Annotated in this window: 9 protein-coding genes; all 9 read left to right on the top strand. The window is 34.4% G+C overall.

The window, feature by feature from the left end; genetic code table 11:
- The first annotated feature begins 85 nt into the window (after nt 1-85).
- Nucleotides 86-2,452, top strand: a complete 2,367-nt coding sequence (locus MUB24_RS06870) for a CDP-glycerol glycerophosphotransferase family protein (protein ID WP_244702569.1) — start codon at nt 86-88, stop codon at nt 2,450-2,452.
- Between the two features lie 236 nt (nt 2,453-2,688).
- Entirely contained in the window at nt 2,689-3,402 is a 714-nt protein-coding gene (locus MUB24_RS06875) for an IspD/TarI family cytidylyltransferase (RefSeq protein ID WP_244702570.1), read from the top strand.
- Complete coding sequence (locus tag MUB24_RS06880; RefSeq protein ID WP_244702572.1) at nt 3,399-4,424, top strand: ribitol-5-phosphate dehydrogenase; 1,026 nt, start codon at nt 3,399-3,401, stop codon at nt 4,422-4,424. Before MUB24_RS06875 ends, MUB24_RS06880 begins: the two co-directional genes overlap by 4 nt.
- Before the next feature lie 31 nt (nt 4,425-4,455).
- Nucleotides 4,456-5,676, top strand: coding sequence for a CDP-glycerol glycerophosphotransferase family protein (locus MUB24_RS06885; RefSeq protein ID WP_244702573.1), 1,221 nt, complete (start codon nt 4,456-4,458; stop codon nt 5,674-5,676).
- A gap of 68 nt (nt 5,677-5,744) precedes the next feature.
- Entirely contained in the window at nt 5,745-7,682 is a 1,938-nt protein-coding gene (locus tag MUB24_RS06890) for a CDP-glycerol glycerophosphotransferase family protein (protein ID WP_244702576.1), read from the top strand.
- A gap of 106 nt (nt 7,683-7,788) precedes the next feature.
- The gene (locus MUB24_RS06895; protein WP_244702577.1) at nt 7,789-9,189 is read left to right on the top strand and encodes a polysaccharide pyruvyl transferase family protein; all 1,401 of its coding nucleotides are present in this window, start codon (nt 7,789-7,791) and stop codon (nt 9,187-9,189) included.
- Nucleotides 9,190-9,513: 324 nt separating this feature from the next.
- Nucleotides 9,514-10,620, top strand: coding sequence for a non-hydrolyzing UDP-N-acetylglucosamine 2-epimerase (wecB, locus tag MUB24_RS06900; RefSeq protein WP_244702580.1), 1,107 nt, complete (start codon nt 9,514-9,516; stop codon nt 10,618-10,620).
- 206 nt (nt 10,621-10,826) lie between these two features.
- Complete coding sequence (locus MUB24_RS06905) at nt 10,827-11,645, top strand: ABC transporter permease (protein WP_158320773.1); 819 nt, start codon at nt 10,827-10,829, stop codon at nt 11,643-11,645.
- 14 nt (nt 11,646-11,659) lie between these two features.
- The gene (gene tagH / locus MUB24_RS06910; RefSeq protein ID WP_244702583.1) at nt 11,660-12,451 is read left to right on the top strand and encodes a teichoic acids export ABC transporter ATP-binding subunit TagH; all 792 of its coding nucleotides are present in this window, start codon (nt 11,660-11,662) and stop codon (nt 12,449-12,451) included.
- The last annotated feature ends 128 nt before the right edge of the window (nt 12,452-12,579 follow it).

Raw genomic sequence — 12,579 nt, forward strand, 5'->3', positions numbered from 1 at the left:
AAAGTGGTGAGGATGATCAAAATATGATTGTAATAAAGAATTTGTGATTACATTTGGTCTAACCGGAAAATGGAGTGTTTATTAAATGGAAATGTATGATTCCACATTTGAAGTGGTTGAAAGCCACCCCGAATCAATAGAGTTATACTCAAAAATAGATAATAAAATTATTACTATTGATATCCTTTCTCTTCATTTAAATGTACCACAGCAGGTAGCAACATTAGAGATTGAGGATAGAATGTTTCTTAAATATGCCCCTAAAGAAAACGTTGTGTTTCTTTTATATTCGTATAACAACTTGATCTATTGTATTTTGGAAGAAGAAAAAATCTCGACAAACATAAAGAATGAAAATTATTATAACTTTGATATAGAAAACTTTTATTCATACACACAAGTATACCAACTAGGCTCATCGCGAATAGGTATGGTGGATCAAAACGGGGAAACACTCTTTAAAATTGATGACTTTCTGACCAATAACCAAAATCAGCTTCATTATCAATATGATATGGGATTTACTACCACGGAGTTTCGGTACACCGTTGTATCGATTATAACTTATTGTAAATACAACATTGTCATTACGTATGATTTGTTTCGTAAAGAGTTTATTGTAGATAAAGTATTTTTAAAAATTATAAAACCTCATGAAGGTATGAACATAAAGTTACTGAGTAAAAACACAATTCAGATAGATAGTGAAAATGCTTCAAGAGAAGTGAAATTTACGTCCCTTTCCAAGGGAAGAAGATATAAACTCCTTAACCATAATCAGGTAAAAGACGGAGACAAAGAAAACATATTATCCATTCTTAGTATAAATAAGAGGCGCTATTATATTTTTAGCAGTCATAGAGGGATCTATATAGTAAAGGGTGACCCATATAAGGTTACGGGAAACCAATCAAACTTAAGGGTAATCTTGACTAAAAGAAATTTATACGTTTTCGGGCGACTGACTCACTATGCATATCGTGCGCACGGTCGATATGAATATTTGTATTTACAAAATGCAGATAGAAAAATCGGAAAGTTTTTTCGACCCTTTAAGTCAATAAAGTATTTGCAAAGGTTCGGTCTATTTAAAGTACCTGTAAAATCCTTAATGGTAGAAGGGCGAATCCATAATAACCTATTGGTGGGCGACGAAGAGATTCCCATTCATAATTTAAGAAGAAGAAAAAGAGATAAAAAAGCCACCACGCTTTCTTTTAAAAAGCATGGTGATCAATTAATGGTCATAAGAACAAATCTGGGTGGGAACTTAACCGCAACCGTTGTTCCATTTACTGAAGAGTATAAACTAATAAACCGGGTAAAAATTAAGCTTGCTCACCTCACATCGAAGTTGTTTCCTACAAAGGGAAAAAATGTCAATCTTTATTTTGAAAAGAAAAGTGAAAAGGCGGATGAATCGGGATTTCGCGTGTTTGAAGAAGTGATGAAGAATCATCCATCGACATCTGAAAACTATTTTATTATTAACGCTCATTCCGATCGATATGCTGAATTGAGGGAAATATATGGAGCAAACATCATTGCCAAATACAGCTTTAGACATTATTTGAATATATTTCGAGCAAATTATTTTATTGCGAGTGAACTCTCTAACCATTTGTTAAATGACCGCCTATATATTGATGAAATTCGCAGTAAAATCATGTCTGTTCCCCTTATATTTTTGCAACATGGTATTATGTTCGCAAAGCCTGTAGATAACCCAATGGCTTACGGATTTCATAAAGATAAAAATTTATATAATATGCATAAATCCGTTATAAGTTCAGAATTAGAAGCAAAGGAATTTTACAAAATGGGTTATAGTGATCAAGATTTAATTCTAACGGGATTGGCAACATTAGATGTTGCTAAGCTTGATGAAAATGCTGATAAAATTGCTTATATGCCGACGTATAGATATTGGGAGGAAGCATTAATATATAACAATGAAATCAAGAAAACATCTTATTACAAATCCATTATGAAGGTAGTGGAAGCATTTAAGAAAGCAGAACTTCTTGATCGACTGATCATTGTTCCCCACAATAAGTTTTCGCAATTCATATACGAAAACATTCCGGAATATAAGGATATCATTGAAAGCAATCCTTCTGAAGCGTTAAAAAAAGCACAAGTTTTTATTACCGATTATTCTTCCGCTATTTATGATGCAATCTTCAGAGGAGCTTATCCCATCTTTTATTGGGAAGAAAAGGATTATTTAATTACAAACTATAAAGCAATCCCGCCTGTCAACGAAGAAAATGCACCTGGACCAATCGCCAATTCAACAGATGAGTTGATAGGATTCGTACAAAATGCGATAAAGCGCGATTATGTATTAGAAGAAGAGTATCAAGAAAGATATTTAAAAATAAATAAGTTTAATGATCGCCAAAACACGAAGAGAATTGTGCAGCATTTAATGGAAGAAAATATCATTTAAACCACATATTAATGGGCCAATTTTAAATGACCGATCGAGTTATTAGGTGCTTAATTGGCCTTTTTTAGTTAGTGTAAATGTCATTTCTAATCATACAAAAGATGACAATTGGCACTTGTATCTTTTGGTTATATTGATAATTGTGGAAAAGAAGTGTATATTGTACTATGAGTTTATGACAGAATTCAACAGAAATTGATAGTTATATAAATATATGAAAAAGAGGAGATATTATAGTGATTTATGCAGAAATCCTAGCGGGTGGAAATGGCTCAAGAATGGGTAATGTTAACATGCCAAAGCAATTTCTGCCTCTTAATGGCCGCCCTATTATTATTCATACCATTGAAAAATTCTTATTAAATGATCGTTTCGATAAAATCATTATTGTATCAAGAAAAGAATGGATTAATCATACGAAAGATATTATCAAAAAGTTTATTGGAGATATAGATAGAGTAGTAGTTGTTGCTGGTGGTAAAGATAGAAATGAATCGATTATGAGTGGAATCGAATATATAGAGGAACACTTTGGGATCCATGATGAAGATATCATCGTTACCCATGATTCAGTGCGCCCATTTTTAACCCATAGAATTATCGATGAAAATATTAATGCGGCTTTAGAGTATTCTGCAGTAGATACTGTGATTGAGGCAATTGATACCATTATCCGTTCAGAAGACAGGGAATTCATAACGGAAATACCAGTCCGAGACACAATGTTCCAAGGGCAGACGCCTCAAAGTTTTAATATTAAAAGATTAGTGGAACATTATCATTCACTTGATGAAGACGAAAAGAATATCTTGACAGATGCATGTAAGATATTCGCTTTAAAAGGTGAAAAGGTAAAATTGGTAAGGGGAGAGGTATTTAATATCAAGGTAACAACCCCTTATGATCTAAAAGTGGCAAATGCCATTATACAGGAGCGGATATCACAATGATCAATCAAGTTTATCGATTAGTTTCTGCCCGACAATTTGAAGTTACCTATAAAGATCGAAGTTTACAATCAGACTATGTAGTGGTTCGCCCTGAGTACCTCTCTATTTGTGCTGCGGATCAGCGCTATTACACAGGCACAAGAGGTAAAGAGGCAATGAGTGCTAAATTGCCAATGGCGTTAATTCATGAAGGAATTGGTAAAGTTGTTTTTGATCGTTCAGGTAAGTTTAAAATTGGGACAAGAGTCGTGATGATTCCTAATACGCCTACGGAAGTTGATGAGTATTGTGCAGAAAACTATTTGCGTTCCAGCAAATTTAGGTCAAGTGGATATGATGGTTTTATGCAGGATTATGTGTTTTTAGAAGCGGATCGCTTAGTTGAATTACCTGAAGATATTAATCCAAAAGTAGCAGCGTTTACAGAATTAATTACGATTGCAACACATTCTATTACCCGCTTTGAAGCTAAAGCACATAAAAGAAGAGATGTATTGGGCGTTTGGGGAGATGGTAATTTAGGTTATATCACTTCCTTGCTTTTAAAGAAAAAGTATCCGAACAGCAAAATCATCATCTTCGGCAAAAACCAATATAAACTAGACCATTTTTCCTTTGTAGACGAAGCCTACCAAATTGATGAGATACCTGAAGATTTATGGATCGATCATGCTTTTGAAGCGGTAGGTGGAAGAGGTAGTGAAGCAGCTATTAACCAGATTATAGACCATATCTACCCAGAGGGTTCTATTGCAATCATGGGAGTATCTGAATATCCGATCCAATTGAATTCTAGAATGGTATTAGAAAAGGGAATTACCATTATTGGAAGTAGTCGTAGTGGTCGTAAAGATTTTGTCGATACAGTGGAATTGATGAAAGAATTTCCTGATATTGTGGATTACTTGACCACACTTATTGGCTCCGTTCAATCCGTTACGACAATTGGAGAAATAATTGAAGCCTTTGAAAATGATTTAACCGTGTCTTGGGGAAAAACAGTCTTGGCCTGGAATATTTAATGGAGTAGCATAAAGGAAGGTAGGCATAAAGGTGAACTTAAAATTTCTACCTACAATTATAGTAAAGTATTTTTTACGGAGTGTTTTTAATATAATGGCCCTTGTTTTTCCAATTAAGGAGAAAAAGGTAACGTTTGCTTCCTATCGTTCAAATGTTATAGAAGGTAACTTAAACTATGTATATAAAGAAATGGCGAGTCAATATCCCGACTACCAATATTCCTTTCTGATAAAAAAATTTAATGGCTCAATGTTTGGGAAGTTTGAATATATCCTACACATGCTGAAGTCGGTCTATGCACTTGCAACGTCCAGATACTTTATTATTGATGACTACTATTTTCCTGTTTACGTGATTAAACCAAGGAAAGGGACTGATATTATTCAGCTTTGGCATGCGGTAGGGGCATTTAAGAAGTTTGGACTAAGTACAATGAATAAATCATTTGGACCCAGCAAAGAATATCTCCAACATGTAAAAGTACATTCGAATTATTCAAAGGTATATGTTAGTGGAGAAAGCGTGGTTCCATATTATGCAGAAGCTTTTGGAATGGAAGAAGATAAGATATTCCCTCTAGGGGTGCCGCGTACAGATTTTTTCTTTGATAAGAATAAAATAAACGAAGCCCGGGAAAGGTTTTATCTTCAGTTCCCAGAAGTAATTAACAAAAAAGTGCTCTTATATGCCCCTACTTTTAGAGGAAAAAGTCATGACCCTAAGAAGATTTCTTGCCCAATTAATATTGGCGAATTAAGAGCAATGCTAGGGGATGAATATGTCTTACTTATTCACCTGCATCCATATATGCAACAGAATTCTTGGATTCACGAGAAAGATCAATCTTTTGCTTTATTGATTAATGAAAATTTTACCATTGAGGAAATAATGGCTGTCGCGGATATTCTTATTACCGACTATTCTTCGATTATTTTTGATTACAGTCTTCTTGAAAGACCCATTTTATTCTATGCAAATGATTTAAACGAATATCTCCAAGAACGCGATTTTTATTTTGATTATCGAAAGTTTATTCCTGGTCCATTTTTCGATGAAACAAAGGCCTTAGGAGATTGGATCTTAAATGAAAAAAATGATCTTACAAGTATTGTGAAATTTAAAGAGGATTTTTTCGATTACTTAGATGGTAAGAGTGCTAAAAGGATTGTCAATCATATTCATGGAAAAGATATTGGTGAGATTGAGCATAGAACCCTTCCAAGAACCTCTGAATTAGTTAACAAGCCTTGAATGCTTGAGGTTAAAAAGAGCAGATGACAAGTATTTCCCTACCAATTATTAAATAGAGGTGATGTCTATTGTTTATCTCATCAATTGAAAATAAAAATGTAGAGCTTAAGCATGATAAAAAGGTTATTCATGATATTACTAAACTTAATATTTACGGACCATATTTCGAAATTGAAGGTTATGCAACAATAGAGGGCTTGGCAACCTATGAAGAAGATAGAATAAGAAAAACTTTATTAATTGTTCCGAAAATTGATTTCGATGAGTATCGAAAGAATCATAGAAGCTGTGAGGAACAGGACCTTGAAGATACATGTGAAGAAATGACCGATGACGAAATTCTTGAAAGGGAAATGTTTCATATCCCTTTAACTAATTGCAAGTTAAGTGAAATTTTAACTGATGTAGACGATGAGCAAGCTCTAGATCAATTGAGTGGCTTTAAAGGCAGTATCGATTTATCAACAATTAATAAAGAAAAACCGCTAGAGGCTGGCGAATATAATATATATATTAGATTAGAACAAATGCCTGATGACCAAGATGATATAAAATATCAAAAGTCAATACCCCTTTCAAGCGCCAAAAAGTTGTTAGGGGATAAGCTTTTTACAACAAAACTTCATTACTTTTCACAGAAAAAAGTATTGAAATATAATTTGTTAATTGATTTGGATAAATATACGAAGACACTTCGCTTTAAAAATTCTCTTTTGCAATCGTATGATCCTAGAGAGCTTGATGAAGATAGCGAATCAAGTGAAAATAAGTATGTCAAAGCCTTAAAACGTCGGTTATTTAAACTAGCTTACATCTTATTTGGTTTATTACCAGTTAAAAAGGAAAAAATTGTGTTCGCTTCAGACAGCCGCTCAGAATTAAACGGCAATTTCTTCTTTGTTTATGAAGAATTATTTAAACGAGATCTAAATTTAGACATTAGATTTTTGTTTAATGAAAGAATTAATAACAAAAAATCGCTATTTGAATTACTCAAAATTGCATTTCATTTCGCCACAGCAAAGGTCATATTGTTGGATGACTTCTATCCACTCGTCTATCCGCTAAATATACGAAAAAAGACAGAGTTAATCCAAGTATGGCATGCTGCTGGGGCGTTCAAAACATTTGGTTTTAGTAGGTTAGGAAGACCAGGAGGACCTTCACCTAGATCAAGAAATCATCGGAATTATACAAAGGCCGCTGTAAGTAGTGAAGGTGTGAGAAAAAACTATGCAGAAGGTTTCGGGATAACAGTAGACAAAGTCTATGCAACTGGCGTGCCAAGATCAGATATATTTTTTGATGAGGAATACAAGAAGTATGTTGTCAACGCCCTGCATAATAAATACCCCTTTCTACAAAATAAAAAGGTGATTTTATTTGCTCCGACTTTTAGAGGAAATGGACAATCATCAGCTCATTATCCGTTTGAAGTTCTTAATTTAAAGAAACTTTATGAAGAATTACATGAGGAATATGTTTTTCTATTTAAAATACATCCTTTTGTACAGAATAAACTAGATATTCCATATGAATTTGCGGACTTTTTCTATGATGTAAGTGACTATCGAGAAATCAATGATCTCTTGTTAATAACGGATTTATTGATTACCGATTATTCTTCTGTATGCTTTGAATATGCGTTGTTAAATAAACCGATGCTCTTTTTTGCCTTCGATGTAGAACAATACATTCAAGACCGTGATTTCTATTATAATTATTTTGATTTTATTCCAGGCCCATTAGTAAAGACAACGGATGAATTACTCCTGAAAATTCAAGACCAAAATTTTGAAATGGAGAAAATTCCTCCGTTTGTACAGTACTTTTTCGGTGATACGTTAGGCAAAGCGTCGAAAAATGTTGTCGATGAACTGATTATTCCAAGCTTAGAAGATAATACCGAAGAAGAGAAAGAAACAAAGATTGATCTTTCACCGCCAAAATCAAGAATTGAGCTGTTTGAACGGTCTATTACTGAGCAAGAGGAGAAGCAAAAGTAGGGCAATATTAATTGTCATATAATTGTCTACATCATCTGTGTATAAATCCTTATTCGTAATGTAGAAGGTTAAGTTTCTAAATTCAACTAGAAAGGAAGAGTATAAGATGAGAAATATTTTAATAAGGGCCGGTATGTCACCTTTTGACACATTCGATGCTACTGAGGTTATTGCTAAAAATGGTATTGGTGGAAATGTTGGAAATTTAGTGTATCAATATAGTGTCATCCGAACCTTGATGACGGAAGATACGATTTTTACGCCCGACTATTATAATTATAGTCATGATTCAAAGAGAGTAGATGAAATTAACGAGAAATACGATGCTTATGTTATCCCATTAGCAGATGCGTTTCGCGAGCAATTTGTTCCGACTCTGCGTAAATATACAAAATTGATAAAACAATTAAAAATCCCAGTTTATGTGATTGGGGTAGGTCTTCGCGCGCCCTTTGAACCCAAGCTAAATGAAGGCTTTTCCTTTGATGAAGATGTCAAAGCATTTGTAAGTGCGGTCTTGGAAAAATCCAATATAATTGGACTACGGGGAGAGATTACTTCTAAATACTTAAGTCGTCTAGGTTTTCGCGAAGGTGTTGACCATACTGTGATTGGGTGTCCTTCTATGTACACTTTTGGTAGAGAGTTGAACATTAGAGAAACGAATATTACAAAAGATTCGATAGTAAGTGTGAATTCATCAAAACTTTCACAAAAAAATGTATTAGACTTTATTACTAGAAGTTTGGAAGATTACCCAAATCACTATTTCATTCCACAATGGATGAAAGAATTGGTATTAACCTATGTTGGAGCACCGCCACTTGAAGAATCGTGTGATAATTATCCAGTCAGTATGTCAGATTCTTTATATATGAATAATCGAGTAAGATTCTTTTTAAACGTACCAACATGGTTAGACTTTTTAAAGCAAGCCGACTTAAGTTTCGGAGCAAGATTACATGGGAACATTACCGCAACTATTGCTGGTACTCCTAGTATATTGATACCGAAAGACGCTCGAATGCGGGAGTTAACTGAGTACCATGGATTGACACATGTTTGGTGGAATGATATTACAGAAAAAACGAGACTGCCAGATTTGGTTGAAAAAGCCGACTTCCAAAGCCCAACCAAGAAGCAAGGCCAAAACTTTGACCATTTTATCGACTTTTTGAATAAAAATAATATTGATCATATATATAAGGATGGTCCAACACCTGAAACGGTTCCATTAGATGATAGACTTAAGGAAGTAAACCTAGAACAGCCTGTAATACCAATTAGTGGATGTAGTACGGAAGAAATTGCAAAGCGTCTTGAATCTTACTCTTCCATGATGAAGAAAAAGAACGCAAATAAGCTTTCCGCTAAAGACAAAGAAATAAAGAAATTGCAATCGGAAATTAAGAAAAAGAATAAAAAAATCGAGCATCAAAAAGGTACCTTAAATAGAAAAGCTGTACGTATTGCGCTTAAAACGGCTGATATGCTTGCAAGTAAATAGGTATTTTCTCTCACCTTAAAAAATTACGATTCCCTATCAGTATGCAGATTGGCAAGGAAAGCAAGCGTGTCGTGGATCAAGTACTATTAAATAACAATAATGAATAACCATTAAAAATTACCCTTTTATAATAGGCAGGTTGAACCCCTATTGTAAAAGGCTTTTTTATTGGTATATATGTATTAGGGATTCACTTTAGAAGAAACATAAATATATAAAGCACACTTTTGTTCTGTTGGGCATACTTAAATGTTGAATTATGCCTTTAGTTTCCTGTATCATAATGGATTACAAACAATAAAAAACAAAGGATTGTGAAACCCCATGAAAAAAGTGATGGTAGTCTTCGGAACAAGGCCTGAAGCAATAAAAATGTGTCCTTTGGTAAAAGAATTGAAAGTACGAAAAAATATAGAAACGATCGTTTGTGTGACTGGTCAGCACCGAGAAATGTTAGATCAAGTTTTGGAAGCTTTTCATGTGACACCTGATTATGATCTTTCTATTATGAAATCTAAGCAAACTTTATTTGATGTCACAATTAATATTTTGGATAGAATGAGGAGTGTTTTAGAGGAGATAAAACCAGATGTGGTATTAGTACATGGTGACACTTCCACAACATTCGTAACGGCATTAGCGTGCTTCTATTTGCAAATTCCAGTAGGGCATGTTGAGGCTGGGTTACGCACATACAATATTTATTCTCCTTATCCTGAAGAATTCAATCGCCAAGCGGTTGGGATTGTAGCAAAGTATAATTTCGCCCCAACGGAAATGTCCAAGGAAAACTTAATCAAAGAAGGCAAGGATCCTGCATCCATTTATATTACAGGGAATACAGCGATTGATGCATTAAAGACAACAGTAAATGATGAGTATTCTCATGAACAATTAGATTGGGTGGGGGACAGTAAGCTCATTATGATCACAGCCCATAGACGTGAAAATCTGGGCGAGCCAATGAAAAATATGTTTAGAGCGATTAAGAGAATTGTCGATGAACATCAGGATATCAAAGCAATTTATCCAATCCATATGAACCCAGTCGTAAGAGAGGCTGCAAATGAGATTTTAGGACATTGTGATCGCGTTCGGATTATTGAACCTTTAGAAGTCATTGACTTCCATAATTTCCTTTCAAGGTCTTATATGATCCTTACAGATAGCGGTGGTATTCAAGAGGAAGCCCCTAGTCTTGGTAAACCTGTATTAGTTATGCGGGATACCACAGAAAGGCCAGAAGGAATAGCAGCTGGAACATTGAAGCTAGTGGGAACGGATGAAGAAGTCATTTATAAAACCTTTAAGCTATTATTAGAAGATCAAGCAGAGTATAAAAAGATGAGTCAGGCAAGCAATCCGTATGGAGATGGATTGGCAAGTAAGAGAATTGCAGATGTGTTGGAAGGAAATCCTAATGAAGTGTAACTTCTTATTTTTGATTTAAGAAAAAATGATTTTATTTGAATGGTCCCCTGGCTAAATTTATGGAGTGCTAGAGGGAATTTTTTCGTCTAAAGCTTTTACTTTATTTTCATCCCTAACAGGATTTTCTCTTCTATTGTCATTTAAACTCCTTCCCTGTATAATTTATGAAGTGTGTATTTTGATTATGGAACTTGAAAGGAAATTGTATGAAAGCTGCAATAACAGTTATTAAAGAGCAAATAGATCATTTTTATCTTATTCGAAGATTGTCGTTATATGAGTTGAAAAGCCAAAATAAAAGCAATTATTTAGGAATGGTATGGGAATTTTTAAATCCTCTCATCCAGGTCCTGATTTATTGGTTTGTATTTGGAAGCATTCGTCAACGGGCAGATATTGAGATTGCTCCCGGCATAGAAGTACCGTTTTCTTATTGGCTATTTGGAGGCTTCGTTTTATGGACGTTTTTTTATCAATCGACCATTCAAGGGTCTAAGTCTATTTATACAAGGTTACGGATGTTATCGAAGATGAATTTCCCAATGAGCGTTATTCCTAATATAGCGTTGTTCTCTCAGTTTTATATCCATATAGTTATATTGGGAATTGTGGTGATTATCTTTCAATTCGCCGGTTTTTATCTAAGTATTTATTTTCTGCAAATATTTTATTTTATCTTTGCTGCATTCTGTTTAATGTTTTCCATATCTTTAATTACCTCAACATTGTCAACGATCATTAGGGATATCCATATGTTCTTGAATGCGACTTTAAGGATGGTCCTGTATTTATCGCCAATACTTTGGCAAGTAACGATTTTAGAAGATCCACTTCCAACGCTTATGAAACTCAATCCGCTCTATTATTTAATAGAGGGATATCGATCCGCTTTATTTGGACTGGATTGGTACTTTGTGGAGCATTGGCAATATAGTCTCTATTTTTGGGGCCTGGTAATTGTGTTATTTTTATTTGGCTCAACGATACATGTTAAATTTAGAAGACATTTTATAGACTACTTATAATGGTTGTGACTGTGATGGAGAAATCAATAATTGTAAATAACATTGCGAAAAAATATAAACTATATAGCAATACGAAAGAACGGATCTTAGACCTCATCACTCCGAAAGACTATGGGGAAGATTTCTATGCTTTGACGGATGTTAGTTTTGAGGCGGAAAAAGGAGACATTATTGGGTTTATTGGCATTAATGGCTCTGGCAAATCGACATTATCCAATATTATTGCTGGGATTGTTCCAGAGACATCGGGTACAGTTACGGTGAATGGCCAAGCTGCCCTTATCGCAGTTTCTGCTGGGTTAAAAGCGGATTTATCTGGAAGAGATAATATTGAATTAAAGCTTCTTATGTTGGGATTCAATAAAGAAGAAATCAAAGAGTTGGAGCCAGAAATTATTGAGTTTTCGGAGCTAGGAAAATTTATTGATCAACCAGTGAAATCTTATTCCAGTGGAATGAAATCACGACTTGGCTTTGCGATTTCGGTAAGTGTTGATCCTGATATCCTTATTATTGATGAGGCCCTTTCCGTAGGGGACAAGGCTTTTGCCGAAAAAAGTCTTGAAAAAATGAAAGAATTTAAACAAAGAGGAAAAACGATGATTTTTGTCAGTCACTCGATTGGACAAATGAAAGCATTCTGCGAAAAGATTCTATGGCTGGAATTTGGCAGGGTCAAAGAATTCGGCACTGTTGAGGAAGTGATTCCGAAATACGAGAAGTTTTTGAAAGTATATAAGAAAATGTCTAAAAAAGAAAAAGACCAGTATAGAGAGGACGCATTAAAAAACAAACAGAGATATTAAGCCTTTCATAAAAAAGGGTTGTCCGAATAGTGGAAATTCCCCCAAGTGTAATAATCAGGAATATTCATCTATCAAGGATTAAAATATGAAAAGGGGCATCCAAAAGTCGAAGATAACGACTTTCTGGA

Source organism: Lederbergia sp. NSJ-179 (genome assembly GCF_022867885.1).
Taxonomy (GTDB): Bacteria; Bacillota; Bacilli; order Bacillales; family Bacillaceae_C; genus Lederbergia.